Below are 13,614 nucleotides of genomic sequence, written 5' to 3' on the forward strand. Positions count from 1 at the left end.
CACACTCTTCCACGGCGTGCTCGCTTGCTCGTGCCATAGTCGCTCTATCTACTAGTCTCAGCCGTCACGATAAACGCGAGAAGGAGAGCAGAATGAAACTCAGCGCCCAACCTCTCGTAGTTCTGGTGACCGTTCTGGCGATCATCATCCTCGCGGCCTGGCTCATCATTACTTCGGGGATTTTCGGTCTCGTGCTTGATACCGACGATGCATTGGTCTGGCATGGTACCGTCGAGCCTTATGAGCATAACTCGTAAACAATGGATGTGGATTGGCGCAAGCGCCGTCGTCACCGCCTTCGTGATCGTGTATTTGCTGCGTCTCGCGTATCTGACCGTTGCAATTTCAGAGTGGGAAGTTCCGCCGACTTCCGCGATCGCCCTCCCTCAGGGAAGTGAGATCGTTGCGGTCGACGAAAAGTGCGCCTCGGGCGGATGCTGGTCTCTCATCTCGGTGAGGCCACCGGACGGGATGACACCCGACGAGCTCTCCATCGAGCTAGGAACAACACCGCGAGAGTACATCGCAGGTTCGTTCTGGACTCCGTTCACCACCGAGCTAAGTTCCGAAGTTCAAGGTCAGCTTCTCGTCATCACCGCGGGCTACGCACCCGACAGCTACATCCCCTGAGCCCTCGCGCCTAACTCCCAAACAGGTCGCTCGCGACGGTCTTGTACACCGACTCCGGGTTCGAAGGGTGGTAGATGCCGGCGAGCACATCGCGTTGCAGGCGCGAGAGTTCGCTCGTGCTGCGGAAGGCCCCTCCCCCGGCTGAGCGCATCACTTGGTCAACGACATGGCGTGCGGTTTCGATGCTGCGGTGCTTCACACCGGTCAGTTTGCGGAACCACCCTGCCCCGTGATCCACGAGCCCATCAACGTCATCGACGATGCTGTGCAGCTGGGGTTCGATCGCATCGAGCGCGAGCGCGGCATCCGCCATGCGCCAACGCAGATCCGGATGCTCGGAGTATGCCTCTCCGCTCATGGCCGAGCTGCGCTGCTGCAGTGCTTCGACCCCGAGTTCGAGGGCGCGGTCGGCGAGGCCCGCATAGACGGAGGCGATGAGCGGCAAGAAGTTGGCGAACACCGCAAAGATGAACGGATCGGCGTTGGGGCCGACAGGCAGCACGCGGGCTACGCGATTCGCGGGAACGAAGGCGCCATCCAACACCGTCGTATGGCTTTGGGTGGCGCGCATGCCGAGGGTGTCCCAGTCGCCGAGGGAGCGCCAGCCGGGTTCATCGCGAGAGATGAAACCATGCACGAGGGTTTCAGTGCCATCGTCAGCGGTGTGCTTACCGAACAGGCCCAACTGGGTCCATGCCGGGGAGAGTGAGGTGAAGATCTTGGTGCCCGTGAACACGTAACCGCCCTCGACGGTTTCGGCGGTGGTGAGCGAGTCCCACATGACGAGATCGTTGCCGGGTTCGCTCAAGCCGAAGGCGAAGACTTCGCCGGCTTCGGCATCCGCCAACAGCCAGTCGAGGCTTGAGTCGCCGCGCTCGCGCAGGGCCCAGGCGACGCCGATCCACACGAGGTGCATGTTGATGGCGAGCGCCGTGGCCGGCGCGTAGGCCGCTAGCAGGCGCTGGTCATCCGACAGCTCACGCAGACTGCGCGGCTTCAGGTAGCCGACGGCACGCAACTCTTGCAGGTCTTCGGTGAAGAAGATGTTCTCGCGGTCGTAGCGTGCCGCGCGCGAGCGGATGCGATTGAGCAGTGCTGGGGTGAGTACCGTCATGGGTTCACGCTACCGCGCCAGCCGGAGCAACTACGAGGTTTACGAATTTGCGGAAGGCGAAGTGACGTTCATCGCCAAATTTTTTGCCGCCGAAGCAAGGCGATCGTCGTTAGTCCACAACTCGTCACACCCATGCATTTGGGCGGCGGCGAGGTGAAGCGCATCTGGCGTTTTAAGACCATAGCGGGCTCGAAGCTCAGCCGCTCTCATGTAGTGCTCGGCCTGCAGCGGAAGCGCCTTGAAGTTGCTGAGCGCTCGGAGGTAGTGGTCGTGGAGACCGAAGTTTTCGTCGCGAAGTGGTCCGACGAGACATTCGAGAGTGACAAGGGCACTCACTGCGACAACCGCATCGGCAGCGTCAGTAAGCCTCTGGCGCACTGCGTTGCCACGAGGTCCGTCATCTTCCACAGCGTAAATCACAATGCAGGAGTCGAGATAGATCACTCCCAGCCCTCACGCTCGGCCGCAATCTGACGGTCAAGTTCATCTGCGGAGCGCGCCGGGTGGCTAGGAACTGGGTTACGGGTAAGCCATTCTGCAGCTTGCGCCGCAGTGTGCTCGGAGACGATCTCGACAGCAGGGACCAGCCGCGCGACCGGCTTGCCTCGCTTGGCGATAACCACTTCGTCACCGTCGCTCACCGCCGCCACCAGCCGGGACAGCGTATTGCGCGCTTCAAGGATGTTCACAAGTCTCACTTAACGCCTCCACCATTATGGCTAGCTTTCCTAGCCATAATACGCTGATGTGAACTCGGGCTCAATAGCCCCAAGGCGCAACGTCGTTTGCGGCTTCCATTCTGCAGACAAGGCGTCGCTCGATCGGTCGAGTGTCTGAGGAATGTCGCGGGCCCCCAATTTTTCGATTGTCACCGTGACATCGATGATCTTTGGCTCGACGTCGAGACAAAGCCCGATAATTTCGCGGGCTACCGTGGTGCACTCTGTGACGCTCCGCGCTTGACCGACGGCGTCGAGTTCGGGCACCTCGATGAGCCACCAATCGCCGTCCTTGCGAGCGGTTGCTATGTAAGACTGTTTAGCGGGCGTCATGGATTTTCTCCTATCGCGCTCGGCGCTATGCCGAGCTGGCTAGCGACAATATTTCGGGGAGAGGCTTCTGGCGCTCGACCCACAGGTCGTAAGTGGTCTGCATGCCGAGCCACAGCTCAGCGCTGGTGCCGAGCAGGATTCCGAGGCGCACCGCCATATCGGCGGTGACGGACGCATGACCATTACGGATGCGCGACAGCGTCGCCCGCGTGACGCCGAGTCGGCGGGCAGCTTCAGCGAGGCTGACGTCGCCGAGGTAATCCTCCAGCAAGAGCCCAGGGTGGGGAGGGTTGTGCATGCTCATCGCCCGCTACGCCGCAATAACCGAAAGCACGTTCCCAGCGGGATCCTTGAACCACGCAATCTCGGACCCGTGCCCGTGCATGATTCCCTTCGCGTCGGTACCCATGCCGCCTAGGAGATCGTCGTCGCTGTAGATCTTGGTGACCACGCCACGCTCGTTGAGCGCGTCAACAGCAGCTTCGACATCCTCCACCGCGAAGTTCAGGATGGTGAAGCTCGCCGGTTCGTGGTTCTCTTTCGGGTAAATGGTCACTTCGGCGCCGCCGGGAAGTGTGAGCCGCAGCGTGCCCATCCCGCCATCGTCGACTGCGAGGCCGAGGCTGTCGCGGTAGAAGGCCGCAGCGGCATCGAGATCGTTGACGCTGAATCCAGAAAATGCGTTCTTCGGAGCGAACATCGTGCACCATCCTTGTCGCCGCTAGCGCGCACCGATGGGGCGCTGGGGCTAGCGTACGGTCACAGTCCACACCCGCTGCGAGTCAGGCGCAACCCTCAGTCGGCGCCCAGCGGCCCCGAACGGCAACGACCGCTTAGACCCCGGAGAACCGTGCGATCGCGACGAAGAGAGCGAGCAGCAACAGCACCGCGTTCACGGGGAGCGTCTTGAACTCGCCACGGCGAACGTGCAACGCCACAGCGACGACCTGCACGAGCACGAGGCCCACGGCAGCGATTGGGGTCAGGATGGGCAGTGTACCGATGAGCACCGGCAAGATCAGCCCGAGTGCTCCGAGGATTTCTACGGCACCGATCGCGCGCAGCATGCCGAGCCCACCGCGTTCAGCCCACGGGAACGTCACGAAGGCTTCGTCTTTCGCGATTCGAACTTTCTGGCCGCCAGCGGCGAGGTAGGCGAGGGCGAGAAGGGCGGAGGCGATCCATACGGCAATGATCATTGATGCTCTTTCTGAGTTGGTTATGATTGGTGCCTAAGGCACGATCAGTAACCTAGACTGGTTCGAGCAGCCTCACAAAAGGCACACCGAGGTAACCAAGGAGCAGAATGCCCGACCGCGAGCTCGAAGAAATGTGTCACTCGAACGACGGCATCGTTGTGCGCGAAACCTTCGACCGCATCGGCGACAAATGGACGCTGCTCGTCGTCGGCATGTTAGCTGCAGGCCCACTCCGGTTCACCCAGCTGCGCCATCAAGTTCCCGGAATCTCGCAGCGCATGCTCACTCGCACCGTTCGCCACCTCGAACGCGACGGGCTGCTTACCCGCACCGCCTACCCCGAGGTCCCGCCACGCGTCGAATACGAACTCACTGCACTCGGGCAAGGACTCCTCCCGCCAGTACGCGCTCTCGCCGAATGGGCGCTCGCTAACTCTCTTCAGGTTGAAGAGCATCGGCGTGCATACGACCACTCAGAAGCGCAACCGTCAGCAACACCACCGCAACCGCAGCAATAGCCACGGCCACCCCGATAGTGCCAATGGCGGATGCCGCGAACGGCAACGCCAACATCACGAGCACCGCAACGACGGTTGCCGATCGCGGAATCGACACCCGCTCCACCATCGGCGCGTGCAGCAGCCACAGCAGCAGAATGAAGAGCGCGACGGGCAATGCCAGGGAGTAGCCGACCACGAGCTCGCTCGACTCGAGGTCTGTCGTGACCGAACGCACAGACACTTCGATGCCGGTTCCGACAGCGGCGAGCGCCGCGAACAGGAAGTAGTGGCCATAGTTCCAGAACAGGTAGCGATCGCGTCTATTCTCGAGGCCCTCGGCGGCGGGCTCCGAGAAGTACAGCCACCACAGCGCGAAGAGCAGCACGAGGCCGGCGACAGACGCGACGATAAGCGACGGCGACAATCCCTCTTCGAGCGCTTCCTGCACCGCGAACGTCGACGCCAGAACGCTTTCACCGAGCAACAGAATGGTGAACTTTCCGTAACGCTCGGCGATGTGGTGCGGATGCCAGGAGAGTCGTTTCGCACGGTCAGCCCAGAGCGGCACGGCCAGTTCGGCGATCACGATGATCACGAACGACACCATGGCTAGCTCGGCGGGAAGCAACAACCGCAATAGCCAGCCGACCTGCACGACCCCAATACCGAGGGCGTAGCGCCCGGCGGTGGCGCGCGTTTCAGGGTCGTCTTTCACTGCACGCAGCAGGGTCGCGATAAGCCCGATCCGCAAGATCAAGTACCCCACGGTGACCGCCGCATAGTTGCCGTCGTCGAAGGCCATCGGAACTCCGGCGGCGAGAACGAGGATGCCACCCATCTGCAGCATCGTGAACAGACGGTAGGGAACGTCATCCGTGTCATACGCCGACGCCAGCCAAGTGAACTGGTTCCACGCCCACCAGATGGAGAAGAACACCATAAGGAACGGTGCGATTGCTTCGAAAGCGTGCCCCACTTCGACGGCGTGCGTCAGCTGTCGCACCACCGAGGCGACCGCGACCACGAAGGTCAGGTCAAAGAGCAGCTCGAGCGGAGTCGTTTTGCGGTGCGGCTCGTCAATATCTCGAGCCACTACCCGCGAGCGCAGTGCGTTCATGCAACAACTTTACGCACCCGCCGCCCCACGCGCCCGAATCTCAGCGCTCGAGAGGCGAGTACGATTTTGGCTAAGCGTTGCGGCAGAAGCAGCAACGGCGCGCGCTAGCCCGACGGTGGCTTCGAAGGGTTGAGTGGTTGTGGTTTCCTCTGACGTGAACGTGGTTCGCACTGGTCGCCGTTCGCCCGCACGGTGGTTGCCGTGGGTGAGCGTCGTCGCTGCCGCGGGCGTGATCTCGGTGATGACCGCTCCGGGCCAGACCGCCGGAATCTCCGTCTTCACCGACCCCCTGATTTCTGAACTCGACGTCTCTCGCACCGGCATCTCCGTCAGCTACTTCTTTGGCACGCTCGCCGGCGCCTCGGCTCAACCCTTCATCGGCCGCGCCCTTGACCGCTTCGGCGCCCGGTACGTCACCATCGTCATCGGCGCCCTCTTCGCGAGCGTGCTGCTTGCCCTCAGTTTCGTCGACGGCATCGCCGGTCTCACCGCCGGTTTTGTGGGCGTGCGGATGCTCGGCCAGGGCGCCCTCAGCCTCGCTGCCACCACGGCCGTCGCCCGCGCCATCACCCACCGCCGCGGGCTCGCGCTGGGCATCACCGCCGCGATCGGATCGGCCGGAATCTCCCTCGCGCCCGTCGGTCTCGAACGGCTGATCTCGACTGTCGGCATCCACGCCGCCTGGCGCTGGGAAGCCGCGATTGTGCTCGCCGTCGTCGTTCCCTTGGCGTTCATCCTGCCGAAGCGCAGCCGGGTTGCTGCCAGCGACGACGATCTCTCGACAGCGCAGATCGTCATCCAGAAGGAATCGTGGATGCTCGGCGAAGCAGCCCGCACCGGCATGTTCTGGGTCATCGCCGCCTCCCTCGCCGCCTCGGGCATGCTGAGCACGGCCCTCGCGTTCCACCAGATTGCGATCCTCGGCGAGCGCGGCCTGACCCCGTTCGAAGCGGCGGCCAACTTCTTGCCGCAGACCATCACCGGCATTGCCGCGACGCTGGTCGTCGGGGCATTCGTCGACCGCGTAAGCCCCAAGCTCTTCGTGATCTTCTCGATGCTCACGCTCGCGGGATCACTGCTGATGCTCTCGGTCGTCGGCCCCAACGGCACCGCCGTGCTCTACGGCCTCGTGCTCGGCGCTGCCGGCGGCACCCTGCGCGGGATGGAGGCCGCCGCCTACGTGCGCTACTACGGCACCGCCCACATCGGCTCCATTCGCGGCGTCACGACCGCGATCGCTCTGGGCTCGACCGCCCTCGGCCCCATCGCACTCTCGCTCGCCGTCGATGCCAGCGGCAACTTCACCGAACCGGCCTTCTGGTTCGCGAGCCTGCCCATTGCCGTCGCGGTGCTCGCGCTGTTCGTGCGTCCGCCGCAGCGTCGCACGGTTGTCCGAACGTCCGAACGCGCCTGACCCCGCACCGCGCACCCCAGCAGAAGCGCGACAATAGAACCATGAGTACCAGCAACCGCCTCAGCGACCTCGGCATGAAACTCATGAACGGCGTGCACCGCACGATCCTCGCCGTCTCGGGCGGTCGCCTCGGCTGGACCCTCGGGGGCATGCCCTCGCTAGAGCTTCACACCACAGGCCGGGTGTCGGGCATCCGCCGGTCGACCATGCTGACCGCTCCTGTGCACGGCAACGGGCGTTGGGTCATCGTCGCCTCCAAGGGCGGGGACGATCGCGATCCGCTCTGGTACCGCAACCTGCAGGCGAATCCGGATGCTGAACTCACCGTGCGCGGTCGCACTTTCCCCGTGCACGCTCACACCGCCAGCCCCGCCGAGAAAGCCGAGTTGTGGCCGCAGATTGTGGCGGTCAGTTCCCGCTACGCCGAGTACCAGACCAAGACCACGCGCGACATCCCCGTCGTCATCTGCGAAGAGCGCTAGGGCGAGGGCCCCGCGACCTCACAAGCTCAGCACCGCAGCACCGCGGCACCGCAGCACCGACAACCCGTTGGCGAGGACACGAATGGCCCGCGCTCGTGGCGCAGGCCATTCGTTCTGTTCAGTGCGCCAAGCGCATCTTCTCCGGTGAGCAGCGAAATCTAGGTATCGCGCCGCCCACCGGTGAAATCGAGGCACCCCACCGTGGAAAGCGGCGAAGTTAGAGAGACCGTACCGCGCTTAGCGGCGAAGTTAGAGAGACCGTACCGCGCTTAGCGGCGAAGTTCCAAGGTGCAGCACTTCACGCCGCCGCCGCCGAGCAGCAGCTCGGAGAGGTCGACGCCGATGGGGTTGTAGCCGCGTTCTTTGAGCTGGCGCTCGAAGTCTTTGGCGCGCGAGGCGATGACGACGTTATAGCCGTCGCTGTAGGAGTTGAGTCCGAGCACTGCCGCATCCTCTTCACTAGCGAGGATGGCGTCGGGATACAGTGCGCGGAGTTTCTCAAGCGAGGGCTCGTCGAAGGCGCTCTCGAGGTAGGCGATGTTGGTTTCGTCGAGCTTCGCGATGGCGGTGTCGACGTGGTAGAAACTCGGGTTGATGAGGTTGAGCGAGACAACGTTGCGGCCCGAGATCTCGGCAAGCTCACGGTGGCTCTCAACCGAGGTGCGGAATCCCATACCGGCCAGGATGTTGTCGCCAACAAGGAGGAAGTCACCCTCGCCCTCGTTAACGTTGGCGGGATCGAAGACTTCGAGGCCGTTGGCGCCGAACCACTCCATGTAGGCGGGGCCTTCTGCTTTGCGCTCGTCGTAGGTGAAGAGGGCGCCGTAGGCCTTGCCGTCAATGACGAATCCGCCGTTGGCCGCGTAGACCATGTCGGGCAGACCATCGATGGGGTCGATCAGCTCGACGGTGAAGCCGAGGTCGATGTAGGTGTCGTACAACGTCTGCCACTGCTTCACAGCGAGGCTGGTGTCGGTGGGGTCGTTGGGATTCATCCACGGGTTGATGCTGTACGTGACCGTAAAGAAGTCAGGACGGCACATCAGCACGGTCTTCGGAGTGGCCTGGCGTGCAGGCGTGGTCGATTCGGTGTCAGTGATCGTCATAGCCCCAGTGTTTCACGCACCTATCCGCAATGTCTCCGCAATCTGCGCACTATTTACGCGCATACCCTAGCCAGCGCACAACAATTCGCCGTACGCTGAGGAGATGGACAAGCTGGACGCAGGAATCATCGACATGCTCCGCCTCAACGCCCGCGCTGGCTATGGAGATATAGGAGAAGCCGTGGGGCTTTCGGCCTCCGCCGTTAAACGGCGCGTCGATCGCCTCGTCGCCAACGGCACCATCCGCGGCTTCACCGTGCAGGTCGATCCCGCGGTCGATGGCATGGGCACCGAGGCGTACGTCGAGCTCTTTTGTCGCGGCAATGTGGCTCCGCACGAACTCAAGCGAATCCTGAGCGCCATCCCCGAAGTGGTGGATGCCGGAACAGTCAGCGGGTCTGCCGACGCTGTCGTTCACATGCGCTCGCGCGACATCCACTCGCTTGAAATCGCCCTCGAACGACTGCGCACCGCCACCAACATCGACAACACCCGCAGTTCTATCGTGCTGTCGCGCCTCATTCACCGCCGCTACGAATAACGACCGGAACGCGACTAGCGGGCTTCTTGGTAAATCCTTAGATTTGCACCGTGAAATGGCCTGAAAACGACGAAATCCGTTCCGTAACACGATCTTAACCATGCAAATCGTTGCGTCTCAGTCGTTTTTCCGATTGACTACACCAACAGTTGCGAATAAGTTTTCGCGATTTTGGAGGTACGTAGCGTCGTGACAGAGTCAAACCCGAACATCGCCCCCGCCGGTTCAGCCGCCGGGGCATCCACTGTAGAAGCCACGAGCGCCGCCGAACCCGAGGGTTCTGTTGTCATTGAGGGCGTGACCAAGAAGTTTGGTGGCGCCGTCGCTGTCGATAACATCAGCCTGAACGTGCGCCCCGGTGAGTTCCTCTCTCTGCTCGGCCCCTCGGGCTGCGGTAAGACGACAACCTTGCGCATGCTCGCCGGCTTCGAAGAGCCGACCTCGGGCAGCATCCGCATTTCTGGTCAGGATGTCGTGGGCATTCCGCCCCACAAGCGCAACGTCAACACGGTTTTCCAGGCGTACGCTCTCTTCCCGCACATGAGTGTCGCCGAGAACGTGGCCTACGGGCTTCGCCAAAAGGGCACCCCCAAGTCGGAGATCCGCGAACGCGTCACGGAGTCACTCGACCTCGTGCAAATGCGCACCTTCGCTGACCGCAAGCCCACGCAGTTGTCGGGCGGCCAGCAGCAGCGCATCGCGCTCGCCCGCGCTCTCATCAACCGCCCCGCCGTTCTTCTCCTTGACGAGCCGCTGGGTGCGCTTGACCGCCAGCTGCGCGAAGAAATGCAGATCGAGCTCAAGCTTCTGCAGTCGCGTCTCGGCATCACCTTCATTTTCGTGACTCACGACCAGGGCGAGGCGCTCTCGATGAGCGACCGCATCGCGATCATGCGCAAGGGGCGCATTGAGCAGCTGGATGATGCTGACTCGATCTATGACTCCCCCGCGAGCGCGTACGTTGCGGGCTTCATCGGCCAGCAGAACTTCATCCCGGGACTGATGACGAACGATCTCAGCGTCATGGAGTCCCGATTCGGAGTGCTGCGGTCGACAACCACTCATCCCGAACTCGACGCCGGTCTGGATGCCCAAGCCGCCGTTCGCCCGGAGGCGGTTACGGTCACAGCGACCGGAAACACCAGCGCCGCCGATGCCGCCACCACTGAAAACCGCATCGCGGGCGAGGTGCTCGGAGTCTCTCACCAGGGCGAAACGCTGCAGTTCTTAGTGTCAATCGGCAACGATCAGACCCTGCTGTCGCGGGTTCCGCGCCCGAACGCGCCGCGACTTGCTATCGGCGACGCTGTCATCTGCACGTGGGACGCGTCATCTGTTCACCTCTTCCCCAGCGAGCAAGCAACCCAGGCTCAGGCCGACATTGCTCGCGCTGTTTCCAACCCCGCACCACCGACCAGCTCGATCTCGCTTTAAGGGAGCAACCTGATGTCACACGAAAATTCCATTCGAATTCTTGCCTCAACCTCGGCAACAAAGATCATGAAGAGCGAACTGAACCGTCGTCGCTTCCTCGCCCTCTCGGGCGCAGCCGCAAGCGCTGCGGCTCTCGCCGCGTGCAGCACCGATTCCGGCACTGGCTCGGCAACGCAGGCGACCGGTGGCGATCTGGAAAGTTCGCTCTCGATCTACAGCTGGGGCGACTACGACGACCCTGATCTGGTCAGCGAGTTCAGCGACGAGCTAGGCCCCACGGTCACGTTCGATGCCTTCAACTCCAACGAAGAGCTCATCTCTAAGCTCGTAGCCGCCCGCGGCACGAGTGGCTACGACATTGTCGTTCCCACCGGCCCGTTCATCCCGCAGATGATCGAGAACGGCCTGCTCAGCAAGTTGAACCTCGACCTCATCCCGAACATTGCCGACATGGACCCTGATTTCTTGGCGCGCGACTGGGACCCGAAGAACGAGTACTCGATCTGCAAGGCGTGGGGCACGACGGGCTTCGTCTACGACAAGACCAAGATCACGCGTGAGCTCACCACCTGGGCTGACTTCATCGATGCCGCACAGAACGAGGCCAGCGGCAAGACGTCAGTTCTTGACGACCCCGCTCCCCTGCTCGGCATTTACTACTGGGCCAATGGCATCGACTGGAACACCACCGACGAAGCTGACCTCGCTGCGGCCGAAGAGTTTCTCACCACGCAGCTCGCACCGCACATCTCCGCGTTCGACTCCTACCCCGGCGGCGCCGCCATCCCGCAGGCGCAGCACATGCTCATGCAGTCGTGGAACGGTGACGCCCGCATCGGCATCATGGAGAGCGAAGACCCCGACCGCTGGCAGTGGGTTCTCGGTTCGCCCGACACCGAACTGTGGATGGACAACTGGGCTATCGCCGAGGGCGCACCCAACCCTGAAGCCGCTCACGCCTTCATCAACTACGTGCTCACCCCCGAGGCATCGCTTCGCGAGCTCGACTACATCGGCTACCACACCGGTGGTGCAGACATCGAAGAGACCGCTCGTGCCGAGGGCCTCGAAATGCTCGACCTCGTCTTCTTCGACAGCGACCAGGTCGACACGATGCACACGCAAACCATTGGCGACGCGCAACAGCGCATCGTAGAAATCTGGGACAAGACGAAGGCATCGGCCGGCGCCTAACCCGCGACCATCCGGATCTAACTATGACCACTACCCTCGAGCGCCCCACGGCACCGCCGCGAAAGGCGCCTTCGAAGCGCCCTCGCTGGTTGAAGATGCCCAGCTTTGCCCTCGCCATCCCGGCGTGGGCCTGGCTGTTTGCTTTCTTTGTGGCGCCCGTGGCGCTCGTGGTGTGGTTCAGCTTTGGCTACAAGCCGGGCATCTTCGGAACCCACGCCAACGATGTGCTGTCTTTTGACCGGTACGCCGAGGCGCTGTCTCCGACGTTCTTTACGACATTCCAAAACACGTTGTGGGTGGGGGTAGTCGGCACGCTTATCTGCCTGGCCATCTCCATCCCCTTCGCGTATTGGCTCGCGTTCAAAGCGCCCGTCGCTCGTCGTGGCATCTTGCTCGCGATGGTCATGATCCCGTTCTGGACCAACTTCTTGGTTCGCACGATCGGCTGGCAGATCATCCTCGCCCCCAGTGGAATTCTTTCGGATGCTCTGCAATCGATCGGCCTCCTCAACGAGCCCCTCGAAATCCTGTACACCCGCACCGCGGTGCTCATCGGTGTGGTTTACAACTACCTGCCGCTCATGATTTTGCCGATGTTTGTGGCCTTCGACCGCGTATCGCTTCCCATGCGCGAAGCAAGCAAGGACCTCGGTGCTGGCCGCTTCTCGACCTTCTTCAACGTCACGCTACCGCTGGCCAAGCCCGGCATCGTGGTCGGAATCCTGCTCGTGTACATCCCGCTCATGGGTGACTACATCACCGCAACGGTTCTGGGTGGAGCCAAGGGAAACATGGCCGGCCAAATGGTTGCCAACCAGTTCCAGACCGCCCAAAACTGGGCTCTCGGTTCAGCAATGGCCGTCGTGCTCGTACTCACCATCCTCACCACGGTCGGCATCGCCGCGCTCGTAACGTGGCTGGCCGGCTGGCCGCTGCGCGCTAGCCAGAAACTCGTGTTGGGAGACAAGAAATGAAGCGCGTAGCTCTCACCGATATTTCACTCAAGATCTGGGCAGTCATTGTCTTCGTCTTCCTGTTCATGCCGATCGCCGTCATCATCGCCTACTCGTTCAACGAGGGTCGCCTGCTCGTCTCGTGGAATGAGTTCGGTTTCGGCTCGTTCGCCGCGATCGTGACCAAGCCGGCAATTACGGATGCCGTACTGGTGTCGATCCAGACCGGTTTCGTTGCCGCGTTGCTGGCGACCGCTCTCGGCACGATGGCGGGCGTTGCCCTTGCTCGTCGTGCCGGCAAGTGGGCTGCACCGTTCCTGATTTTGTTGGTGCTCGTCACGGTCACGCCCGAAATCGTGGATGCCGTTTCGCTGCTGCCCTGGATGGTGTTCCTCGGGCAAGACCTTGGCCTCAGCATCTTCGACAATGGACTCGTTCGACTCGTCGTCGGCCACTCGCTGTTCGCTACCGCCGTGGTGGCGTACATCGTGCGCTCGCGCCTTGTCGGAATCGACGAGAGCTTAGAGGAGGCCGCGGCTGACCTTTACGCTCCCCCGTTCAAGCGCTTCACGCAGATCACTCTTCCGCTGGTAATGCCCGCCGTTCTCGCGGGTGGACTGCTCTCGTTCACGCTCAGCCTCGACAACACGATCGTTTCGGCGTTCGTGCAGGTCTCCGGTTCAACGCCGTGGCCCGTCTACGTACTGAGTGCCGTGCGCACCGGACTCCGCCCCGAAATCGCTGCTGTCTCGACGATCATGCTGCTGCTCACGCTCGTGGCATTGGGGCTCGTGGCCTATGTCTTGCGTCGCGCCGGTGACTCGGCGACCGACATCGCCAAGACCGTCGGTGGCGGCTAAGCCCTTCGCACCTCACCT

General features: G+C 62.4%; 19 protein-coding genes. 10 read left to right on the forward strand and 9 right to left on the reverse strand.

The features are described from left to right. Positions 1–92 precede the first annotated feature (92 nt). Positions 93–257, forward strand: a complete 165-nt coding sequence (locus I6E58_RS00480; RefSeq protein ID WP_197129207.1) for a hypothetical protein — start codon at positions 93–95, stop codon at positions 255–257. Then, entirely contained in the window at positions 241–630 is a 390-nt protein-coding gene (locus I6E58_RS00485) for a hypothetical protein (protein ID WP_197129210.1), read from the forward strand. The genes I6E58_RS00480 and I6E58_RS00485 overlap by 17 nt, the downstream gene beginning before the upstream one ends. A 10-nt stretch (positions 631–640) precedes the next feature. On the opposite strand, the gene I6E58_RS00490 is transcribed toward I6E58_RS00485, so the two are convergent. From I6E58_RS00490 to I6E58_RS00520, 7 genes are all read right to left on the reverse strand, one after another. Continuing rightward, positions 641–1,744, reverse strand: coding sequence for an acyl-CoA dehydrogenase family protein (locus I6E58_RS00490; protein ID WP_197129213.1), 1,104 nt, complete (start codon positions 1,742–1,744; stop codon positions 641–643). A 39-nt stretch (positions 1,745–1,783) separates the two neighbouring features. Continuing rightward, positions 1,784–2,188: a type II toxin-antitoxin system VapC family toxin gene (locus I6E58_RS00495; protein WP_197129216.1), complete on the reverse strand. Its 405-nt coding sequence runs from the start codon at positions 2,186–2,188 to the stop codon at positions 1,784–1,786. Further along, complete coding sequence (locus I6E58_RS00500) at positions 2,185–2,442, reverse strand: type II toxin-antitoxin system Phd/YefM family antitoxin (protein ID WP_129072792.1); 258 nt, start codon at positions 2,440–2,442, stop codon at positions 2,185–2,187. Before I6E58_RS00500 ends, I6E58_RS00495 begins: the two co-directional genes overlap by 4 nt. Before the next feature lie 30 nt (positions 2,443–2,472). Then, on the reverse strand, positions 2,473–2,796 hold the full coding sequence (locus tag I6E58_RS00505; RefSeq protein ID WP_197129219.1) for a hypothetical protein: 324 nt from the start codon (positions 2,794–2,796) through the stop codon (positions 2,473–2,475). A 25-nt stretch (positions 2,797–2,821) separates the two neighbouring features. Then, entirely contained in the window at positions 2,822–3,094 is a 273-nt protein-coding gene (locus I6E58_RS00510; protein ID WP_231595099.1) for a HigA family addiction module antitoxin, read from the reverse strand. A gap of 12 nt (positions 3,095–3,106) precedes the next feature. Further along, positions 3,107–3,496: a VOC family protein gene (locus tag I6E58_RS00515; RefSeq protein ID WP_197129226.1), complete on the reverse strand. Its 390-nt coding sequence runs from the start codon at positions 3,494–3,496 to the stop codon at positions 3,107–3,109. 133 nt (positions 3,497–3,629) lie between these two features. After that, positions 3,630–3,995: a DoxX family protein gene (locus I6E58_RS00520; RefSeq protein ID WP_197129229.1), complete on the reverse strand. Its 366-nt coding sequence runs from the start codon at positions 3,993–3,995 to the stop codon at positions 3,630–3,632. Positions 3,996–4,102: 107 nt separating this feature from the next. On the opposite strand from I6E58_RS00520, the gene I6E58_RS00525 reads away from it, so the two are divergent. Beyond that, positions 4,103–4,513 (forward strand): helix-turn-helix domain-containing protein, encoded by a 411-nt coding sequence (locus I6E58_RS00525; protein WP_231595100.1) that lies wholly within the window; start codon positions 4,103–4,105, stop codon positions 4,511–4,513. Here the strand turns inward: I6E58_RS00525 and I6E58_RS00530 are convergent. Continuing rightward, positions 4,425–5,612, reverse strand: coding sequence for a low temperature requirement protein A (locus I6E58_RS00530; protein WP_197129232.1), 1,188 nt, complete (start codon positions 5,610–5,612; stop codon positions 4,425–4,427). The two genes, I6E58_RS00525 and I6E58_RS00530, sit on opposite strands and share 89 nt — an antisense overlap. A 139-nt stretch (positions 5,613–5,751) precedes the next feature. Between I6E58_RS00530 and I6E58_RS00535 the strand changes: the two genes are divergently transcribed. Both I6E58_RS00535 and I6E58_RS00540 read left to right on the forward strand, forming a co-directional pair. Then, the gene (locus I6E58_RS00535) at positions 5,752–7,026 is read left to right on the forward strand and encodes an MFS transporter (RefSeq protein WP_307841911.1); all 1,275 of its coding nucleotides are present in this window, start codon (positions 5,752–5,754) and stop codon (positions 7,024–7,026) included. A gap of 41 nt (positions 7,027–7,067) precedes the next feature. Beyond that, positions 7,068–7,508: a nitroreductase family deazaflavin-dependent oxidoreductase gene (locus tag I6E58_RS00540; RefSeq protein ID WP_197129238.1), complete on the forward strand. Its 441-nt coding sequence runs from the start codon at positions 7,068–7,070 to the stop codon at positions 7,506–7,508. 269 nt (positions 7,509–7,777) lie between these two features. On the opposite strand, the gene ddaH is transcribed toward I6E58_RS00540, so the two are convergent. Continuing rightward, on the reverse strand, positions 7,778–8,614 hold the full coding sequence (gene ddaH, locus I6E58_RS00545) for a dimethylargininase (protein ID WP_197129241.1): 837 nt from the start codon (positions 8,612–8,614) through the stop codon (positions 7,778–7,780). Between the two features lie 103 nt (positions 8,615–8,717). Here ddaH and I6E58_RS00550 point away from each other — a divergent pair, with 103 nt between their 5' ends. The 5 genes from I6E58_RS00550 to I6E58_RS00570 all read left to right on the forward strand — a co-directional run bounded on the left by I6E58_RS00550 (position 8,718) and on the right by I6E58_RS00570 (position 13,596). After that, complete coding sequence (locus I6E58_RS00550; protein WP_129072774.1) at positions 8,718–9,155, forward strand: Lrp/AsnC family transcriptional regulator; 438 nt, start codon at positions 8,718–8,720, stop codon at positions 9,153–9,155. A 189-nt stretch (positions 9,156–9,344) separates the two neighbouring features. Then, complete coding sequence (locus I6E58_RS00555) at positions 9,345–10,589, forward strand: ABC transporter ATP-binding protein (protein ID WP_307841912.1); 1,245 nt, start codon at positions 9,345–9,347, stop codon at positions 10,587–10,589. 12 nt (positions 10,590–10,601) lie between these two features. Further along, positions 10,602–11,783 carry a spermidine/putrescine ABC transporter substrate-binding protein gene (locus I6E58_RS00560; protein WP_197129245.1) on the forward strand — a complete coding sequence of 394 codons (1,182 nt, stop codon included), beginning with the start codon at positions 10,602–10,604 and terminating at the stop codon, positions 11,781–11,783. 23 nt (positions 11,784–11,806) lie between these two features. Beyond that, positions 11,807–12,757 carry an ABC transporter permease gene (locus I6E58_RS00565; protein ID WP_371683533.1) on the forward strand — a complete coding sequence of 317 codons (951 nt, stop codon included), beginning with the start codon at positions 11,807–11,809 and terminating at the stop codon, positions 12,755–12,757. Then, on the forward strand, positions 12,754–13,596 hold the full coding sequence (locus I6E58_RS00570) for an ABC transporter permease (RefSeq protein WP_197129248.1): 843 nt from the start codon (positions 12,754–12,756) through the stop codon (positions 13,594–13,596). Before I6E58_RS00565 ends, I6E58_RS00570 begins: the two co-directional genes overlap by 4 nt. Positions 13,597–13,614: the final 18 nt, after the last annotated feature.

The organism is Salinibacterium sp. SWN1162 (assembly GCF_015864675.1).
In the GTDB taxonomy this organism is placed as follows: Bacteria; Actinomycetota; Actinomycetes; order Actinomycetales; family Microbacteriaceae; genus Rhodoglobus.